23 protein-coding genes are annotated in these 18,643 nt (G+C 59.3%); 20 read left to right on the top strand and 3 right to left on the bottom strand.

Translation table 11 applies throughout. The annotated features are described in order from the left end of the window. The first annotated feature begins 274 nt into the window (after positions 1 to 274). Positions 275 to 598, top strand: coding sequence for a helix-turn-helix domain-containing protein (locus C8K61_RS12485; protein ID WP_108096582.1), 324 nt, complete (start codon positions 275 to 277; stop codon positions 596 to 598). A gap of 373 nt (positions 599 to 971) precedes the next feature. Here C8K61_RS12485 and C8K61_RS12480 read toward each other — a convergent pair whose 3' ends face one another. Together C8K61_RS12480 and C8K61_RS12475 are read right to left on the bottom strand one after the other, a co-directional pair. After that, entirely contained in the window at positions 972 to 2,360 is a 1,389-nt protein-coding gene (locus tag C8K61_RS12480; protein WP_108096581.1) for a site-specific integrase, read from the bottom strand. A 448-nt stretch (positions 2,361 to 2,808) separates the two neighbouring features. Next, positions 2,809 to 3,549 (bottom strand): helix-turn-helix transcriptional regulator, encoded by a 741-nt coding sequence (locus tag C8K61_RS12475; protein ID WP_256589415.1) that lies wholly within the window; start codon positions 3,547 to 3,549, stop codon positions 2,809 to 2,811. Positions 3,550 to 3,747: 198 nt separating this feature from the next. On the opposite strand from C8K61_RS12475, the gene C8K61_RS12470 reads away from it, so the two are divergent. From C8K61_RS12470 to C8K61_RS12380, 19 genes are all read left to right on the top strand, one after another. Beyond that, the gene (locus tag C8K61_RS12470; protein WP_108096580.1) at positions 3,748 to 4,422 is read left to right on the top strand and encodes a hypothetical protein; all 675 of its coding nucleotides are present in this window, start codon (positions 3,748 to 3,750) and stop codon (positions 4,420 to 4,422) included. 179 nt (positions 4,423 to 4,601) lie between these two features. After that, entirely contained in the window at positions 4,602 to 4,907 is a 306-nt protein-coding gene (locus tag C8K61_RS12465) for a peptidase M48, Ste24p (RefSeq protein WP_108096579.1), read from the top strand. Between the two features lies 1 nt (position 4,908). After that, a complete protein-coding gene (locus C8K61_RS12460) occupies positions 4,909 to 5,157 on the top strand; it encodes a hypothetical protein (protein WP_108096578.1) in 249 nt (82 codons plus the stop codon). Beyond that, positions 5,154 to 5,690 (top strand): hypothetical protein, encoded by a 537-nt coding sequence (locus C8K61_RS12455; RefSeq protein WP_108096577.1) that lies wholly within the window; start codon positions 5,154 to 5,156, stop codon positions 5,688 to 5,690. Before C8K61_RS12460 ends, C8K61_RS12455 begins: the two co-directional genes overlap by 4 nt. Before the next feature lie 4 nt (positions 5,691 to 5,694). After that, on the top strand, positions 5,695 to 7,164 hold the full coding sequence (locus tag C8K61_RS12450; RefSeq protein WP_108096576.1) for a DUF3383 domain-containing protein: 1,470 nt from the start codon (positions 5,695 to 5,697) through the stop codon (positions 7,162 to 7,164). Positions 7,165 to 7,179: 15 nt separating this feature from the next. Beyond that, entirely contained in the window at positions 7,180 to 7,617 is a 438-nt protein-coding gene (locus C8K61_RS12445) for a hypothetical protein (RefSeq protein ID WP_108096575.1), read from the top strand. Between the two features lie 12 nt (positions 7,618 to 7,629). Next, positions 7,630 to 8,052: a hypothetical protein gene (locus C8K61_RS12440; RefSeq protein WP_108096574.1), complete on the top strand. Its 423-nt coding sequence runs from the start codon at positions 7,630 to 7,632 to the stop codon at positions 8,050 to 8,052. 20 nt (positions 8,053 to 8,072) lie between these two features. Beyond that, complete coding sequence (locus tag C8K61_RS12435) at positions 8,073 to 8,243, top strand: transglycosylase (protein WP_108096573.1); 171 nt, start codon at positions 8,073 to 8,075, stop codon at positions 8,241 to 8,243. Between the two features lie 2 nt (positions 8,244 to 8,245). After that, positions 8,246 to 9,499 carry a hypothetical protein gene (locus tag C8K61_RS12430; RefSeq protein ID WP_108096572.1) on the top strand — a complete coding sequence of 418 codons (1,254 nt, stop codon included), beginning with the start codon at positions 8,246 to 8,248 and terminating at the stop codon, positions 9,497 to 9,499. Next, positions 9,499 to 10,149: a phage baseplate protein gene (locus C8K61_RS12425; protein WP_108096571.1), complete on the top strand. Its 651-nt coding sequence runs from the start codon at positions 9,499 to 9,501 to the stop codon at positions 10,147 to 10,149. The genes C8K61_RS12430 and C8K61_RS12425 overlap by 1 nt, the downstream gene beginning before the upstream one ends. Before the next feature lie 37 nt (positions 10,150 to 10,186). Beyond that, entirely contained in the window at positions 10,187 to 10,489 is a 303-nt protein-coding gene (locus tag C8K61_RS12420; RefSeq protein WP_108096570.1) for a hypothetical protein, read from the top strand. Between the two features lie 78 nt (positions 10,490 to 10,567). After that, complete coding sequence (locus C8K61_RS12415; protein WP_108096569.1) at positions 10,568 to 11,425, top strand: hypothetical protein; 858 nt, start codon at positions 10,568 to 10,570, stop codon at positions 11,423 to 11,425. Positions 11,426 to 11,427: 2 nt separating this feature from the next. After that, complete coding sequence (locus C8K61_RS12410) at positions 11,428 to 12,096, top strand: Gp138 family membrane-puncturing spike protein (protein WP_218277812.1); 669 nt, start codon at positions 11,428 to 11,430, stop codon at positions 12,094 to 12,096. Positions 12,097 to 12,158: 62 nt separating this feature from the next. Then, entirely contained in the window at positions 12,159 to 12,512 is a 354-nt protein-coding gene (locus C8K61_RS12405) for a hypothetical protein (protein ID WP_108096568.1), read from the top strand. Next, positions 12,512 to 13,732, top strand: a complete 1,221-nt coding sequence (locus tag C8K61_RS12400) for a baseplate J/gp47 family protein (protein ID WP_108096567.1) — start codon at positions 12,512 to 12,514, stop codon at positions 13,730 to 13,732. The genes C8K61_RS12405 and C8K61_RS12400 overlap by 1 nt, the downstream gene beginning before the upstream one ends. Before the next feature lie 3 nt (positions 13,733 to 13,735). Further along, the gene (locus C8K61_RS12395) at positions 13,736 to 14,413 is read left to right on the top strand and encodes a DUF2612 domain-containing protein (protein ID WP_108096566.1); all 678 of its coding nucleotides are present in this window, start codon (positions 13,736 to 13,738) and stop codon (positions 14,411 to 14,413) included. Next, on the top strand, positions 14,403 to 16,181 hold the full coding sequence (locus tag C8K61_RS12390) for a hypothetical protein (RefSeq protein WP_108096565.1): 1,779 nt from the start codon (positions 14,403 to 14,405) through the stop codon (positions 16,179 to 16,181). Before C8K61_RS12395 ends, C8K61_RS12390 begins: the two co-directional genes overlap by 11 nt. Continuing rightward, entirely contained in the window at positions 16,181 to 16,660 is a 480-nt protein-coding gene (locus C8K61_RS12385; protein ID WP_108096564.1) for a DUF4376 domain-containing protein, read from the top strand. The genes C8K61_RS12390 and C8K61_RS12385 overlap by 1 nt, the downstream gene beginning before the upstream one ends. Before the next feature lie 43 nt (positions 16,661 to 16,703). Continuing rightward, a complete protein-coding gene (locus tag C8K61_RS12380) occupies positions 16,704 to 17,333 on the top strand; it encodes a glycoside hydrolase family 19 protein (RefSeq protein WP_108096563.1) in 630 nt (209 codons plus the stop codon). Between the two features lie 53 nt (positions 17,334 to 17,386). On the opposite strand, the gene C8K61_RS12375 is transcribed toward C8K61_RS12380, so the two are convergent. Continuing rightward, positions 17,387 to 18,265 carry a prohibitin family protein gene (locus tag C8K61_RS12375; RefSeq protein WP_108096562.1) on the bottom strand — a complete coding sequence of 293 codons (879 nt, stop codon included), beginning with the start codon at positions 18,263 to 18,265 and terminating at the stop codon, positions 17,387 to 17,389. Between the last annotated feature and the right edge of the window lie 378 nt (positions 18,266 to 18,643).

Below are 18,643 nucleotides of genomic sequence, written 5' to 3'. Positions count from 1 at the left end.
TTAGTCAATCAGAAGGGGGCGGTTGAAATGGATTGATGGGTGCGAAGATATGTAGGGCGTGGTGACCCGCGAGTACACCACGATCGCTAATACCTGCAGCTTGCTACCAGCGGTAGCCAGAGCGTCCGAGCAACGCACTGTTGGCAGACTATCTGGTCAAGCGTAGGTCGCCCAAGCAAAAGGAACAAAAGTATACCGATCAAGAACAAATATGCCTTGCTGTATACTTTGTGTGGGTTTACTCTGTGTACCTCATTAATGCAAGGACTCGCACATGCTCCCCAATCCCAAAAGCTCGAACTTCCGCTCCGCTCTTCGCAGTGCACGTAAAGACGCCGGTCTGACACTCTCAGATCTTGCAGACCGCGCTGGTATCTCCAAGGTCATGCCGGGTCGTTACGAGCGCGGCGAGGCTCAGCCAACCATGGGGACGTGGCAAGAGCTGAACAAGGCTCTGTTTGAAGTAGACGACGAAGAGGTTGAAGCCGAAGCCAAGAAGCAAGAAGTTGGTGAAACCCTTGCCGACTCTACTCTGGAGCAGATTCTCGAAGAGCTAAAGAGCCGCGGGTTCGGCACTGTCACCCTTTCGTATAGTTGAGCGGGTGGGCATCAAATTATGAGCGGCCGAGATTTCGATCTGAACGAAAAAAAAGACTCCGACGAGGGCGAGGGCGAGGGAGGTTGCGATATGTGCACGAACTCTCGGGTTGTAGGATTGATTGGCGCTCAAAACGTCTGTGAAGATTGCCTATAAGACAATTCCTAAGCTGCGCGCAATACCATGAGCCTCGCCAAGTGCGGGGCTTTTTTCATTTAATGAGCTGCCCTGTCAGCGTTCTAGGAGGAGATCGCCGCGATGGCGCTCAAGATTTACGGAGTTCGGCCAGACAGCGACTGTAACAATCGAAAAGCAGAACGTAGAGCATCTAGTGAAATGTCATCAAGTTCTCTCGAAAAAAACTCCGCGTTAGTCATTGAGCCTGTCTAAGTATTGACTCTATCCGCGTTCCCAGTAGGTACCATGCTTCGGTTTTTTCCTTGGCATAGTCGTGGTGCAGGTAGTGTCTGCGAACTTTTGATCCGCCTAGTAGATGATTTTGACAGCGGTCGATAATTTCTAGCGCAACCCCAAGCTCCTGCATCATGGTCGCGCCTGTACGTCGCAAGTCATGCGGTGTCCATTCACCCTTGGTGCCCTTGCTCATCACTAGCGAGTCGTCGTGGTGGCGGCCTGCTAAAGGTTTGCTGCGGTTTTTGAATCGGCACTGTCGGTCTCCGATCAATTTGCTGACCGTCTTGGTGTCTACGTGGTGATTGCCATCCTTGCTAGGAAAGCAGAACGATGTGTGGCCGGTTTCTTTGTTCAGTTGCTTGAACTGATGAAGGGAAAACGCTGAGAGAAACACGTGGTGATCCTGGCGCTTACCCTTATGGCCCTTAGTCGCTTCGGCAGGAATGAACCAGGTGCCTTTATCCAGATCCAAGTGCCGCCACTCAGCCTTGAGTAGCTCTCCGATTCGGCAGAGGGTGCTCAGACAAATCCACATCGCGCATTGAACGCGTTGGTTTACCGGGCGGATACCAGAGTACTTTTGGCCGGCAGGCAGAGCCTCGTAATCACGCTCCAGGCGTTCGAAGATATCGCGCAGCTCGCTAATTTCGTCCGAGGAAAGCAGGCGGTCCCGCTGTTCTTCATAGTCGTGGTCGAGCAGCTTGTTTACTTCTACCAGATCGGCTGGATTACCGTCAGCCATGAGCGCGCGCCAGGGCTTACGCTTCTCTCCCCAACGCAACATCTGGCCAATATCCTTGCTTCTGATCACGACCGTACGGTTCAGGCCGCGTGCTTTAACTGAGCGGAGGACTGTGAGTAGATCCTTCTCCGTAAGGCTGCGGAGCGGCTTCTTGCCAATGATCGGTAGAACGTCCTTTTTAAAGCTTCGAATTAATTCGGCGTTGCCATCCTGGCGAGAAACGCCATCGCGTATCCAGTCGTCAAACAGGTCAGCCACTGTTTTGTTTTCGGCAGCTTCACGTTCTGCTTCGGCAATTGTGCTGGCAATGGCAGCTTGTGCCTGGATTCGCGCTGCTTTTGCTGCAAGGGTAGGGTGCAGTCCTTTGGTGACGAGTACCCGGGCCTCGTCTCGCTCAGATCGTATCTGCGCCAAACTTTTCTTCGGCCAACTGCCTAATCGCTTTCGAGATCTGGAGCTATCTAGTTTGAACTCATAGCTGAACTGAACCGTAACTCCGCGTACTCCAGCTCGCACCTCGGCCACCAGCCCTCCATCCTCTCGGAAGACCTTTCCATGATCTTCTGCGGTGAAAGCCTCCAGTTGCTTGATTGTCAGCTTGGCCACGCTCAACCTCTAGGAATTCTGCAGCTCTTAATTTTGTGCCACTTTTGTGCCACCGAAAAGCTTGGCTGTTGGTGGACGGTACTGGACTATATGGGAAGCTAAATTAGCCTGTAGATACCATAAATACTAGTTTTTTGGTTGTCCATGAGCTTCCATCGAGATCCCTGGGGATCCATTTGATAAGCGCATGGGGTGCTAGGGGTCGAGTGTTCGAATCACTCCGTCCCGACCATTATTCTCCAACAAAAAAGGCCAATGTTTATGCATTGGCCTTTTTTGTGCGCGATCGTTTTCCAGTTACGTGCGTCGCTTGGGTGGCTGGTCTGGGGGGGGTAGCAAATGCTAAATAGCTTTTCCGCTTTTGCTAGCTAAACCGTTATTGCATCAAGCTAGTCATAAAAAGCCCCGCTCAGTGGCGAGGCTTTTTAGGCATCGAATACTGTCGGCGCTACGACCGCCGCCGTGGCGAGCGCCTTACGGTCGACCACCAGAACACCCGTCCGAGCATTTTCACTTCGTGCAGATACTGCTCGGCCGTCATGATTTCGTCGGGGTACTCGTCGTCGTTTTCACTGCGGATGCGCACGGCGCCGCCGGGGAGGCGGTGCAGGTATTTGGCGCGTAGCATGCCGCCCTGGTTAAAGGCGTAGATCTCACCATCGATGATGGTGGTGTCACTCAGGTCGAAGCCGATGGCGGCGCCGTCGAGGATCAGGCGCTCCATGCTTCTGCCTTTGACCCGCGCTACGGCGGCGCTTTTGCGGTCTACGCCGGCGGCGCGCAACGTCGCGTTGCTGAACCGTAACTTCCTGTCCGCCACTTCAACGACCTCAGTCATACCGGCTCCGCCAGCAAATTCGACCTCTGCGTAATACGGCACTTCGCAGTCATCCTCGTCCAGAGGGTCACCGTCTTCCCAAACATCCATTTCACCCAGCAATTCAGCGTTGGCTTCGACTGCGACCTTGGCCGGCATCGGCTCACCACCTGTCGGTGACACCAGTGTTCCTGGCGGCAGGCCGATTTTACCTTCCAGGGTTTCGGCGGCTTTTTCGCCCATGTCCCGATGTCCATTGAGCAACTGGGAAATGTAGGAGGCGTCCAGGTTGTGCAAGTCGGCAAATTCCTTCTGGGTTTTGCCGCCCATCAGGGCCTTGAGGGCCTGAATTCGCATCTGTTTGATATTCATCGGGAAATAATCGCTTTAATTTAGCAAATGGTAAATTACGTTTTGCTATTGCGAACTAGATTAGCAAACGCTAATCTAGTCGGCAACCAAGGAGGCGCCGATGAATCTGTACGAATTGACTGAGCTGATGTCGCCGTTGTCAGTTCACCAGGCGCAAACCGGGAAAGACCAAGCGAGCCGTAATAGAGGGACACTACAATGAGATTGATCAATGCCCGCCAAGCCTGGGCGGATTCCCAGTTGGAATCGAATACCTCCATCAGTGCCGGCGCGCTCGCCCACGCCGAGGGCCGGGTCGCGCCAGGTCCGCGTGGACGCCGTCAGGAGGCGCTGTTCCCTGCCACGGCGGAAGATAAAGAAGCGCGCATCCAAGTCAGCCGCCAGCGCATAAGCATCAGTGAGACTCGGCGTACTCCGATTGGCCGTTCCAGCGACCGGGTCGCGCATTTGCTCACCATGGGCAAGGTGCAGCAGGCGATTGAAACCCTGCCGTTCAACCTGCAGCAGTTCGGCCATTACCTGTATCACCCGTGCCTGACCATGCGCCATGTGATGAACGCGAGCGCACTGGTCACCTCGCGTCTAGACGTCAACGGCATGAGCGCTGGCAAGCGCGCGAAAGCGATCTATCTGGTGACCATCGCGCTGCAGTCTTACAAAGCACAGGTCTGCGGTAGCGAGCAGTGGGGGCCCGCGCGAGTGGCGGGCGAGATGAAGGCGTTCTATGGCATCCAGATCGCCCCGGCGAACTGGTCGCGGGACTGGAAAGGGTTGTGGGACGACCTGGCCACGTTGATCGAAACTCTCGACCTGGAAGCCCAATCGCCAGTGTGGAGCGTAATTCATGCAGAAAAAGATAAAAAAACGGCCTGATCATGTTGACGTGAAGGGTTTTAATGGGTAAATTACCCATAGTGCACAATTAACGAGTTGCGCAAAGCGATCAAAAAAGCCCGGCCTCTGTGCCGGGCTTTTGCGTTTCTGCGATTCAGGTTTTTGCAGCACGCGCTTCGGCCCGGAGTCTTTCCGGGCGTTTCGTTCTGGAGAGCACAATGGACCCGACCTTCACTGGTGGTGCGCTACTCGCAAAATATGGGGTGGCCACCGCCGGCTTTGCCGGGGCGGTGGTGTCCCTGTCTTTTCTGCGTGAGTTAACCCGCAAACAGCCCGCTGCAGCGGTGCTGACCGGGTTTGTGTCATCGGTATTCACCACGCAACTGGTGGTGAGCTACTTCAACCTGCCGGGCGACGCAGAGTCCCGCAATGGCGTGGCCTTTCTTATCGGCCTGCTGGCGATGAACGTCATTCCGTGCCTGAAGGCGCTGAGTGAGCGTTTCGCCGCTACGCGGGGAATCTGACATGAGTGCAGTCCTTACTGGCCTCGACGCCGGGCTGTGCCTGCTGGTTGTACTCGCCGCGCTGGACTACCTGCGCCGTGTGCACATCGTTGCCCAACCGCTGCTCAGCCTGACCTTCTATCTAGTGGCAATCACGGTCTTCGGGGCGCTGCTGCACCTGCTCTACGGCTACCCGCTGAGTGCCAGCCATTCAACGGTATCGCCGGCGGGCGAGTGCCGTTTTCTAATCAACCGGCAGGAGCCGAGATGACGGTAACCATAGACCTGACAGAAGCCGACCTGATGACCGCCTTGCGCGGTTTTTTATTGCCCATCGTTAATTGCCCGGTGGTACCCGCCGAGGATAACCAGCCGCTGCCCAGTGGCACCTTCGTGACCATGACCTCGCTCAGCATCGAAGCCCTGGCCAGCAACAAAAGCCGCTTTGCCGACACCGGTTCCGCCACCACCAGCCGCCTCGATTACCTCTGCTCCAGCCAATGGACGGTGCAGCTCGACTTCTATGGCGTGCCCGCCAACAGCCTGGCGATGCGTGTGGCCGGGCTGGTCGGCAGCGATTACGCGGCCGACTGGTTTGCCGCCGGCACGCTGGCGATGACGCCGCTGTATGCCAGCCAATTACGCAACACCACCCGCATCAACAGCGAGCAGCAGTACCAGCCTCGCTGGACTTTCAACTTCGTCGCGCAGTTCAACCCGGTCATCACCACCGCGATGGATTACGCCGACCAGTTGCACATCGAAGTGGCCGAAGTGGCCATCAAGTTCCCCCCTGAGGATTGAATAGATGACTATCCCCGTATCACAGATTGTCCAGGTCAACCCTGGCGTACTGGCAGCGGCCGGCGCTGCTGTCGACCTGAATGGCGTCATCCTGACGCGCAATGCCTATGTGCCTGTGGGCAGCGTGCCGGGCTTTGCCACGGCGGAAGATGTCGCAGCCTATTTTGGCGCCGCCGCGCAGGAAGCGGCGCTGGCCAGCATCTACTTTGCCGGCTACGAAAACAGCACCAAGAATCCCGGTCTGTTGTACTTCGCCCAGTGCCCGGCAGCGCCAGTGGCGGCGTACCTGCGCAGTGGTTCACTGGCCAGGCTGACCCTGGCGCAACTCAAGCTGCTCAGCGGTAGCCTGACGGTGCAGATCGACGGGGTTAGCAAAACCGCCGCAAACGTCGACTTCTCGGCCGTCACCAGTTTCAGCAATGCCGCCTCGGTGCTCGCCACTGCGCTGGCCTTGCCGGTGACGTTCGATGCATTGAAATCGGCCTTCGTAATCAGCTCCAGCACCACTGGCACCACTTCGACCGCGGCATTTGCCACCGGCACCCTGGCTGCTGGCTTGCTGCTCACAGCCGTTAGCGGTGCAGTGGTTTCCCAAGGCGCTGTAGCCGGTACCCCGGTTGGCAGCATGAACGCCCTGACTCAGGTGACCCAGAATTGGGCCTGCTTCATGACCACCTGGGAGCCGGTGACGGCCGACAAGATCGCCTTCTCGGACTGGGCCAACAGCAAGGGCGACCGCTACGTGTACGTCGGCTGGGACAGCGACATCAACGCCAAGACTGCTGGCAATACCACCACCTGGGGCTACTACCTGCAGTCGAGCAAAGCAGTGGGCAGCCTGCCGATCTGGGGTAATGCCAACCACGCGGCCTTTGCTCTGGGCTGGGCAGCTGCGCTGGATTTCGACCGGCTGAATGGCCGCGCGACCTTGGCCTTCCGCTTGCAATCCGGGTTGGCGGCGTCGGTGACCGATGCCAGTGAAGCGTCCAACCTGATCAGCAATGGCTACAACTTCTACGGCGCCTATGCCACTGCCAAAGACGGTTACGTGTTCATGTACCCGGGCTCGGTGTCGGGCAAGTGGTTGTGGGCGGACACCTACCTGAACCAGATCTGGCTCAACGCCAACTTGCAGAAAGCCATGATCGAGTTGCTCCAGTCGGTCGGCTCGGTGCCCTACAACGCGGCCGGTTACGCGCTGGTTGAAGCCGCCTGCCTGGATGCCTTGTCGGCGGCCGTCAACTTCGGCGCCATCCGCACCGGCACCAGCCTGTCCAAGGCGCAGATTGCGCTGATCCAGAACGCCATCGGCTCGGATGTCAGCGGCGTGATTGTCGCCAAGGGCTACTACCTGCAAATCGTCCCGGCCACCGCCGCCGTGCGCGTTGCCCGAGCCAGCCCGTCCATGACGCTGTACTACGCCGATGGCGGCAGCATCCAGAAACTCACCCTCGCCTCGATCGAAATTCAATAAGCGGAGCTTTTCGCCATGTCGACTATTACCTCAGCGAACTCCACCTTCGCACTGGCTATCACCAATCTGTTCACCTCGCCGCAGATCATTCAGGGCTATGCCTCGGACTCTGCTTTCTCCACCGACGCGATGACCATCGCCGAGCTGGTGGTGGGCGTGGATGGCAAGTTGTCCGCTGGCTACCTCTATAGCCCAACGGTGCAAACCATCACCCTGATGCCCGACAGCGAGTCGATGTTCGTCTTCGCCACCTGGTTCAGCACCATGCAGGCGGCGCGCGATGTGTATTGGGCCAACGGCACCATCATCCTGCCGTCAATTGGCAAGAAGTACACCCTGAAAAATGGTGTGCTCACCGCGGGCCAACCGATGCCCGACGCGAAGAAAACCCTGCAGCCGCAGGTGTACAAAATCACCTGGGAATCGGTAACCAGCGAAGCCTACAACGGCTAAGGAGGCGCGCAGATGGCACGCAAGACCCGGCAATACACCATCACCAGCGCCGGCCGTGACCAGGGCAAAAGTTTCCAGTTGCTGGAAATGCCCGCCAGTCAGGCCGAGAAGTGGGCGATTCGCGCTGTGCTGGCGATGATCAAAGAGGGCATCGAACTGCCTGACGGGATTGAGAGTGCCGGCTTTGCCGGTCTCGCCCGGTTGGGCTTGGCCTTTATCGGCAAGCTGCCTTACGAGGTGGCCGAACCGCTGCTGGATGAAATGTTCCAGTGCGTGCGCATGCTGCCCAACAGCAACGACAAGAGCGTGGTGCGCGACCTGGTGGAGAGCGACATCGAGGAGGTCGCCAGCCGCCTCAAGTTGCGCCTGGAGGTTTGGAAGCTGCACGCGGATTTTTCCGCCGCCGCCGCGTCCTCGACCTTGGCCCACGCGTAGGCGGCGCTCTGCCATACGGCATGGTTGAGTACCTCAACCTGCCGCGCACCGTCGCCACCTGTATATCCTCGCGCTTGGCAACCCTGCATGAACTCGACAGCGTTTACGGTCTCGAGGACATGTGGTGGTTGCTCGAGGTGAATACCGTCGACAGCCACAACACCATGATTGCCAACCAGCCCAGGGATTAGCCATGGCCAACATTATTGACAGCCTGGTGCAGGCGCTTGGCCTGGATGGCCAGGCCTTGAAAACGAGGCACCAGGAGGCGAGCGCCAGCCTCGCCAACCTGTTTGACGACCTCAGTGTCGCCGCCGCACAGATGGACCTTCGCGGCGAGCAAGCGGCAGTTTTTATCAGCCGGCTCAAGGATGAGCTGGACGGTCTGCTGGCCGTGCTGGCTGCCGACGACGGTGTGGCTTCGGTGCTCAATGCGCTGGCTGTGGCGAAAGTGGCGGCCAACGTCGGCGGCGAGGCCGTGCCGCAACGCACGACGGAGCCTGCTGGCGGGACACGGGCAGCCGCGCAGCCGCCCATCAATCTTTGCCTGTCGTTCGAGGAAGTACTCAGCCCGGTGGTGGAAGTGGTGCTCAAGGACCTGAAGCAGCTATCGACATGGGCGCCAGCCTACCGGGAGGAGTTGCAGGGACTGCACGATGGTCTGGCTTCGGCGATGGCGTTTTCGGTGGTGCTGCTCGACCAGTTGGATGCCACCACCGGCGGCAGCATCTCGTCAGTGATTGCCACGGTGGATGCCTATCGCGAGCTGAGCGAAACCTTTGCCGAGCTGAAGAAAAACATCAACAGCTTCAAAACCCTCAGCGCGCCGGAAAAGGTCGTGGCGGCCGGGGCCGCCGGCTGGGCCGTGGGCACCTATATCAACGACAACTTCATTACCCCCAATGAGGAACTTAGCGACAAGATTGGCGGCACCTTGATGACGATGGCCGCCAGCCTTGGCAGCAGCACAGCGCAGGAAGCGCTGGATCGGCATTTCGATGCCCTGGCCGCAGGTGACCCAACGGCGCCTACGGTGATCAGCAAGCAAACCAAGGAAGTTGCTGGCGCCAAACGGGCCAATGGTGCGGAGCAAACCGTTGCCAACGGCAAGGCCGCAACAGCGGCGCCGGTCTCAGCCGGGCAGGGCGCTGCGGCGTTGGTGCAGCAGTTACGCCTGACGGCTATCGGCGGCAGTCAATCGGTCGGTGAATGGGCGGCGCCAAACGCTGGTCCGGGAAACCAGTCCGTGGGGGCCGGGGTGCAACTGGGCGCAGGCGTTCGTGCTGCAGCGGCGTCCGGTGGCGGTGGGGTCAGCAATAGCGAAACCACCATCCAGAAGATTGAAATCCATACCCAGGCCACCAATGCCAGCGGCATCGCCCGTGAGATTGGTCCTGCGTTGGGTAAGGCCAGCCTGGTGTACCAGGCCTCGACCGGAGACAGCTGATGCCATTGATTGAATATCCCAACGTGCCGCGCGCGCCCGGGGTGCCGGATCTGCGCCGCACGGCTTATGGCTACGCCGTTACCTCCGGGATTATGGGCCGGGTGCAGGGGTTGGATGCCTTCGGGCTGCTCAGTTGGGCGGACCAATATCCGTGGCAAATACTCGGTAGGGCTGAGCGTCAGGTACTGATTCCGGACTCTGTTTATGAGTTCGAATACGTTGGTGGTGCCGACTTCAAATCGAGTGGGGCAGAGATCAATCGCTTCTCCAAAGTGCCGAAACCCGGTGTGGTAAATATGCGCATGACCTGCGGCGGCAGTGGCCTGATGGGCCGTGAGCAGTTCCTCGATGAGTTGAAGCGGCTCAAGGACGGGTTCGAGGTTTGCACACTGGTCACGCCGGATCAGACCTACAAGCGCATGAGCCTGGAAAGCTTCGACTACAAGCGCGAAGGCAAAGCCGGGCAGACGCTGCTCTCGGTGTACGCGGTGTTCAAGGAGATGAACAGCGCCGAGGAGCCCGAGCCGGTAACCAAGAACCCTTCCGGAGCGGACCCGGTGAGCACCTGCACGGTAAAACCAGCCAAGCCTTCGACCGATCAGCTGGCGCTCTATTACGTCAAACAACCGGAAAACATCGGCGTGGCGTAGCGCTTCGTTCACTCACTTGTTGCTCAGGAGGGCTTAGATGCAGATCGTTCCGCTTTCACCGGTGCCAGCGCAGACCTTCGCGGTGGTGCTCGGCTCGCAGCACTGCAAGATCAACCTGTACCAGAAGACCACCGGGATGTTTCTCGACCTCTATGTGAGTTCGGAAAAACTTCTGGCCGGGGTGCTGTGCCGGGATATGTCGCGCCTGGTGCGCCAGCCCCATTTGGGGTTTGTCGGTGACCTGGCATTCATGGATACCCAGGGCAGCTATGACCCGCACTACCAAGGGCTCGGCAGCCGTTATGTGCTGATGTACCTGGAGCCTGTCGATCTCGGCTGACGCCGCTGCGCGCAGCAGCATTTCACGCGCAGGCCAGTGGGCCTGCACACACAACCACAGCAACCAACGAGGCTCACAATGGCACTGCAAGCCAGGGTGGTGGAGATGTCGTTTCAACTGGCGGAAGGCAAGTTTGGTGAGCAGCTGGGCAGTGTCGCGAGTTATCGCGGCTTGCCTTGCGAGGCCTATATCCAGAACGTCAGCGGCGGCTCGCTGAATTCCCTGCAGCTGCGGGTGTACGGCATGTCCGAAGCCACCATGAACCAACTATCGACGCTGGGGCTGTCGGTGCAGGCGACTCGCCGCAACCTTGTCACCATCGCCGCCAGCAACGGTCATGGCGGCATGGCCCAGGTGTTTCAGGGCACCATTGCCAACGCCTGGATCGATTACAGCCAAGCGCCGCAAGTGTGCTTTAACGTCGAGGCGGTGGCGGGTCTGTATGAACAGGTCAAAGCCGTCGCGGTAAACAGCTACAAGGGCGTCACGGATGTGGCCACGGTGATTGAGTCGCTGGCCAGGTCCATGGGGTTCTCCTTCAGCAACAATGGCGTCACGGCCAAACTCGCCAGCCCCTATTTTGCCGGCTCGGCACTTACCCAGATCAAGGATTGCGCTCAGCACGCGGGTGTCGCCTATGACATCAGCAACGGCAGCGTGGCCATCTGGCCCAGCGGTGGCCAGCGTGATGAGATGAGCGTGCTGGTCGCGTCGCAAACCGGTCTGGTCGACTACCCGGTGGTGTCCAAACTCGGCATCCATGTGCGCAGCTCATTCAATCCCGACATCGTTTTGGGCCGACGCATGGAAGTGCGCAGCACGGTGGCACAGGCGAATGGCTCCGGTTGGTACTGCAAGTCGGTGAGCCATGAGTTGAGCTCCCTGGTCAGCGATGGTCCGTGGTTTACATATGCCCAGCTCGGGCCGGAGGGTTAAGCATGGTTGCCACCACACAAGCCATGGATGGCGCGACCGGCGTCGTGCAGCTGTATGCCGATGCCAGCGAGTACGAGGTGCAGCAGTTTCTTCTGCGTCAGGCGCTGGCTTCGACGCGCACCACCACCCTGGTACAGGTGCTCAGCTGCAGCAATAACGGCGGGGTGTCGGCGGTCGGTTTTGTCGATGTGAAAGTGCTGGTGCAGCGTGTCGATGGCGTCGGCAATGTGATCGATGCCGGGGTCATTCATGACGTGCCTTACCTGCGCCTGCAGGGCGGCAGCAACGCCGTGATCATCGACCCACAGCCCGGCGATATCGGCCTGGCCTGTATTGCCGACCGCGACTTGTCGGCGGTCAAGGCCAGCAAAGCGGCCGCCGCACCGGGTTCGGCGCGCCGTCACGATATGGCCGATGCCTTATATATAGGGGGCGTGCTCAATGGCGTGCCGCAGCAGTATGTGCAGTTCAACCAAGACGGCATCACGCTGCTGTCGCCGACCCAAGTTACGATCAAGGCACCTGTCACTGCCATCGAGGGTGACCTGACGGTCAGTGGTTCGGCCACGGTGCAGGGCGATGTACGCGGCGCCGGGGTCAGCCTTGCCCAGCACCTGCACCCTGGTGTGCAGCGCGGCCCGGCCAACACCGACCCGCCCACCCCGAGTTAAGCAATCCATCCGCAAACCGGCCCACAGGCCGGTTTTTTTATGACCCCGAAAAGGTGAACGACATGGCCAGCACTCTGCTGCTTGATCAAACCGCCTGGGACTTGGTGCTCGATGCCAGCGGCGACATCGCCCTGGCCAACCAGCCGTACTCGATTGCCCAGGATGTGGCATGTGCAGTGCGCACTTTCATCGGTGAATGCTGGTACGACCAAAGCCTGGGCATGCCCTATTTTCAGAAGGTGCTCGGCCAGCTGCCGCCGCCTTCCTTTATTCGCCAACAGATTATCGATGCCGCCATGACCGTACCGGACGTGGTGCAGGTTGAAGTGCAGCTGGACAGGATCGAAGGCCGCGGTCTAAGCGGCCTGATCAAAATCATCGACACCGATGGGATTGAGTCGGGGGTGACCTTCTGATGGCCTTCACCACCAGCGTTCCCGACCTGCAACTCGATCGCAGCGGCATCACCTTGCCCGCCGAGTCGGCGATTCTTGCCGGCGTGCAAGCCGACATCAACACGGCCTTCGGCGGCGGGGTCAACCCGGGCCTAAGCAGCCCTCAGGGCCAATTGGCGCAAACTCTGACCGCGATCATTGGCGACAAGAACGACCGCTTTGCCGAAGTGGTCAACCAGCTCGACCCGGACAAGGCCAGCGGTCGCTGGCAGGACGCTCTGGGGCGGATCTACTTTATCGACCGAATTGCCGCCTCGGGCACGGTGGTCACCGGCACCTGCTCCGGGTTGGTGGGCACCTTGATTCCCGCCGGCTCAGTGGCCCAGGACGTCAACGGCTATCTGTACCTGAGCCAGAGCGATGCCCGCATCGGCGCCGACGGCAGCGTGCAGGTCGACTTTCAGTGCACCACCAGCGGTCCGATTGCCTGCCCGGTCGGCGCCCTGACGCGGATTTTCCAGCAGGTGATTGGCTGGGACACGGTGATCAACCACACTGCGGGCAGCGAAGGGGTCGAGGTCGAAAACCGTACGGACTTCGAGTACCGACGCAAGCTCTCGGTCGCCGCCAACGCGGTGAACTCGGTGCAGTCGGTTTATGCCGCAGTGCTGGATGTCGACGGTGTGCTTGATGCCTACGTGATCGACAACCCGAAAAGCACCGAGGTGCTGACCGGTGTCACCCATTATCCGGTGGCCGCGAACTCGATCTACGTGGCCGTCGTCGGCGGCGAAGCGGCGGATATCGCCCAGGCGATCTGGAGCAAGAAGTCCAACGGCTGCAACTACAACGGTGAAACCGTGGCGGTAGTGGAGGACCTCAACTACACCGCGCCACGACCGAGCTACCGGGTGTCGTGGGTAACGCCGACCGCGGTGCCGGTGTTTTTCTCGATCCAGATCGCCGCCAATGCGGCATTGCCCGCCACCATCAAAAGCCTGATCCAGCAGGCCGTGATCGATGCCTTCAACGGCACCGATGGCGGTGCGCGGGCGCGGATTGCCTCGGCCATCTACGCCGGACGTTTTTATGCCGGCGTGGCGGCGACGGACGCCAATGTTCAGATTCTGTCGATTCTGCTCGGCTCGAGCGCGCCGGCTGGCGGCATCTCGTTGGTGATGGGCATCGATCAGCGCCCCACGCTGGATATCAGCAATATCGATGTGCAGTTGGTGGGGTGAGGCATGCACAACTACCGAGACACGCAGCTCAGCCAATACGCCAATAGCCCGACCATCACCACGCTGCTGGATGCGTTCAACCAATGGATTGACCCGACGGCCGATCTCAATGCGTTCTATGACATTGTCTGGAACCTGGAGACGGCCCAGGGCTTTGGCCTGGATTACTGGGGCAAGATCGTCAATGTGTCGCGCGACCTGCAGGTCGACAGTGCGCCGCTGTACCTGGGCTTCGATGAAGCCTTCACCCCGGCCACTGCCGCTAGCGGCCCGCAGCCACTGAACCAGGCGCCGATGTATGCCGGGCCGCTGGCGACCAGTACCTACACCCTGGCCGATGACGCCTATCGCAAGCTGATCATGGTCAAGGCGTTGGCCAATATCACCAACTGCACCTGCGCCTCGCTCAACGCGCTGCTGCGCTACCTGTTCGCCGGGGAGGGGCGGGCGTATGTCGTCGACACCGGCGGCATGCAGGTGCGTTACGTCTTCGAGTTCAGCCTGTCGGCCGTCGAGCTGGCAATCATGCTGCACTCCGGCGCGGTTCCGCGTTCAGCCGGGGTGCGAGTGACCATCCTGCAACTCGATCCAAGCACCACCTTCGGCTTCGCCGAAGCAGGCCTGCAGCCATTCGGCCAGGGCACCTTTTTCACTCAGTCGGGACTCCAAGATGCAAACTAGCGGCCTTCCTGCGCGTATCCCTATTCCGTTCGCCAACAACGGAAGCAAGAACTCCATTCCACAGACCTCACAGATCGGCATTACTGCTGGCCTGGCCTCCTACCCGGACGGGTTTGTGCCCCTGAACTTCACCCCCATCGCCGCCGGTGGCGTGCCGCCGTTCGGTGCCGACTTCAACGGCATTCTCAACGCGATCACTCAGTCGTTGCGCTGGTCCCATGCGGGCAGCGGTTACCCCTTCGACAGCACCTTTGCCAGCTCGGTCAGCGGCTACCCCAAAGGCGCGCTGCTGCCCAACTCTACGTTCGACGGCTACTGGTTCAACACCGCCGAAGGCAATGCCTTGGCCCCGGAAGTCAGCAACGCAGCGCTGACCGGTTGGGTGCCGGCCTTCAGTTATGGCGTGACGACCCTCAGCGGGTTGGCCGGTTCCTCGGTCACCTTGACCAGCCTGCAAGCCGCCAAGGCACGCATCGTGTTGAGCGGCGCACTGACCGCCAACATCAACATCTACTTCCCGGCGTGGAGCAAAACCTGGGTAGTGGAAAACAACACCAGCGGCGGCTTTGCCGTGACCTGCACGACCGTGGCCGGAAGTGGGGTGATTGTGGCTGCGGGGCGCAACACGGTGTATGGCAATGGCACCAATTTGCTGGCAGAGGATGTGTTTGCGACTCAGGGCTTGGGCGATAGCTCGACTAAGGTAGCGACCACTGAGTTCGCCCAGTCGCTGGTGAGCTCGACCCTAACGAAAAGTGTGGCGGGTGGTTCCAACGTCATCCTCAGTGCCACCGAAGCGCGTTATCCGCTGCTGAATTTCACTGGTGTACTGACCGCCAACGTCAACATTACCGTCCCCGCCGCAAGCCGGCAGTGGGTGGTCTCCAACAACACCTCCGGCGGTTTCACCTTAACCGTGAAAACGGCTGCGGGTAATGGCGTGGCCGTGGGGCAGGGCGCGGCATTGCAGCTGTTTTGCGATGGCACCAGTGTGTTCTCGGTGGGCGCGGTGTCTGCGGCCCGGCAGGTTCAGGTAGTGAGTGCTGCCGTTGCCGCGAATGCATTGACCTTGGGGTTGGCTCCCACTGCCCTGGAGTTCCGCTCGGCGACCTTGAGCAGCGGGGCGGTCAACAGCCGTGCGGTTTCGGCGTTGTCGCTGGTGGTACCCGCAGGCGCCACGCTCGGCAGCGCCAACGCGGTACAGAGTCGTTTGATACTGCTGGCGCTCGATAACGCCGGGACGATTGAACTCGCGGTGGTGAACCTGGCAGGCGGCGTAAACCTGGACGAGACCACGCTGATCAACACCTCGGCGATCAGTGCCTCGGCTACGGTGAATAACGTTGTCTATTCCACCATCGCTCGGGCCGGAGTGCCGTTTCGGGTGGTGGGGTATGTGGAGTCCAGCCAGGCGACCGCAGGGCAGTGGGCTTCGGCACCTAGCACGATTCAAGGCGCGGGTGGGCAGGCGTTGGGGGCGTTGTCGAGTTTGGGGTATGGGCAGACTTGGCAGAATCTGACGGCTAGTCGGGCATCTGGGACTACATACACCAACACTACCGGGCGCCCGATTATCTTTTCGGTCTCAACCAATGGGGGAATCACTACTGGGGTAGTGCTCACTGTGGCTGGGCAGCAAATCGAAAACAACTCAACGTCAGACTCTTCGGCGGTTTCTGCGTCATCTGCCGCTACCGTAGTGCCTCCAGCTGCAACTTATTCCGCCGTTGTTTTTGGACCTTTGGGCTATTGGCAGGAGCTTCGCTAATGAAACACTTTATAGATCGTGCCACTGGCGAAATCTTTGCCTATGAACGTGATGGTTCGCAGGACGCTTATATCCGTCCAAATCTTGAGCCAATCGATGAGATGGCATTGGCTGCTCACCGATTAGCCCAAGCAGAGGCCATCGCCGATATCCCGGCTGATATCGCCGTCAGGCGTTATCAGGCTGAAATCGCAGGTATCCCATTTAAAGGGGTTCGCTTTGACACGTCCCGTGATGGGCAGGCCTTAATCGCCGCAGCTGCTGTCGCGGCATTCATCGATCCGGGTTATTCGATTGAATGGAAAGTACCGGATGCGGCGTCCGGCCGTATCGCGTTGTCAGGCACGGAAATTCTGGCGGCTGCTTCGGCCGTGCGTGCACACGTTCAAGCCTGTTTCGATCGTGAGTTCGCGTTGAACGATGCGTTTGCGGCGGGCTCTTTCACTCGGCCGATGCTCGAAGAAGGTTGGCCGGCATGAGCCGATACGTAGAGGGTATGCCGCCTTCAACGGGAGGCCCCCGATGCAGATAACACTGCAGCAACTGCTGCAGATACTCCCAAACGCCCGCCCAGTCGCGGGCGATTTTGTTTCTGCGCTCAACACGGCGATGGCGCGCTTTCGCATCGACTCTTCGTTGCGTTGCGCCGCCTTTCTTGCTCAAGTCGGGCATGAAAGCGCGCAACTCACCCGGTTGGTGGAGAACCTCAATTACAGCGCTCAAGGTCTGGCCAGTACCTGGCCGGGCCGCTTTGCCGGTATCGGTGGCGTGCCAAATCAGCAGGCGCAGCAGTTAGCCAGAAACCCGCAGGCTATCGCCAATCGAGTATATAGCGAGCGGCTGGGCAATGGCCCTGAGTCTTCGGGGGACGGTTGGCGCTATCGGGGGCGAGGGCTGATCCAGATTACCGGTCGCGATAACTATCGACTAGCGGGCCAGGCATTGATGGCCGACCTCGAAGCGATTCCACCATTGCTTGAGCGGCCTCTGTATGGGGCGTTGTCGGCAGGCTGGTTCTGGCAAAGCCAAGGCTTGAATGAGTTGGCGGATGGCGGCAAGTTTGACGCCATTACCCATCGCATTAACGGCGGCACCACCGGCCAAAAGGAGCGGCAAAAGGTGTGGGAGGTTGCCAGGCAGGTCGTGCTGTAAATGTCTTGCCGTGAAAGGCCCATGCCTTATGCATGGGCCTTTCTTTCTGGCGCTTATTGGGTCGCTTTGTTGGCGGGTTTTACCGCATCGATAAAGGGCAGGGCGCTGTTAGGCAGTACGGTGGTCGGCAAGGCGCCATCCCAGCGCTCGGCTTTGGTCAGCTCGACCAGGTTCTGGTTGCTGGCCAATGCCTCGGCGCGCGCTTTGATTGCGTCGGCTTCGGCGATGCCGCGCAGGCGAGTGGCTTCTGCGTCGGCTTTGGCTTCGGCGAGTTTGGCGTCGGCTTCAGCTTGCGCCTGGGTGACGCGAATTTGTGCCTGCACCTGCTCGGTGGCAAGCATCTGTTCCCGGGTTTTAACTTCCACTTCGGCTTTCATGCGCAGGGCGATGGAGCGCTCGTAGTCGTCGCTGAAGTCGATATTCTCGACCTGCACGCCGTCGATCACCACGGGACCGTTGATTGACTCTTTGATAGCTTTGGCTACGTCGGCGACGAACTTCCCGCGTTGCTGCACGGCAGTTACCGCGTTGTATTGGCCGAAGATGTTCTCTACCTGGGTGGGGACCTGGCGGCTGATCAGGCGGGAAACCAGGCCGTCGAGGTCTTGGTACTGGGTGTAAACCTTGGAAACTTCGCCTGGAACCACGTGCCAGGACACGGATACCTGCAGGGTCGCGGTCTGCTGATCCTTACTGTAGGCCTGGAGGTCACGGTAGGAGGTGGCCTGGCTTTGTACGGAGATGAACTTCACCGTCTCTATAAAGGGGGTCTTGAATGACAGGCCTGGTTCGACCACGCCGACCAAGGCGCCGTTGCGTAGCAATACGCCGCGTTCGGTTTCATCGACTGTGTACCAGGAGGTGGAAACTACGAGCAGGACGATGAGCGCGGCGATCGCCAGTCCTATGGCCTTGGTGTTGAATCCTTGCATATGCCTTCCTTTATATAGGTAGTGAACGTGCTGGGTTGGTAAAGCCAGCCAGCGAGTGGGCTAGCTTATAGATAGTGAGCGGTGCGGTCTGCCAAGTGAATCACTGGGTAATTGCAGATTCCTTTCAATAATGCCTTGACGGGTTTTTGTGGGTGCTTATAATGCGCACCAATTCCGGCGCGGACGGCTCTTAAAACTTCAAGCTAATCAATAGGTTAGCGAGAAATTAAGGGTTGCAAAGCAGAGAGATCTGCGTAGAATGCGCCGGGCTGACAGGGTTGAAGTTTGGTCCTGTTAGTAGATCGGTTGAGTTGATCGAAAGCGGTGTAAAGAGGGTGTTGACAGCGGTTTGAAACGCTGTAGAATTCGCCTCCCGCT

The organism is Pseudomonas sp. GV071, from assembly GCF_003050835.1.
Taxonomy (GTDB): Bacteria; Pseudomonadota; Gammaproteobacteria; order Pseudomonadales; family Pseudomonadaceae; genus Aquipseudomonas.
Note: the sequence above shows the minus strand (reverse complement) of the source record. Positions and strands in the feature narration are given on the sequence as shown.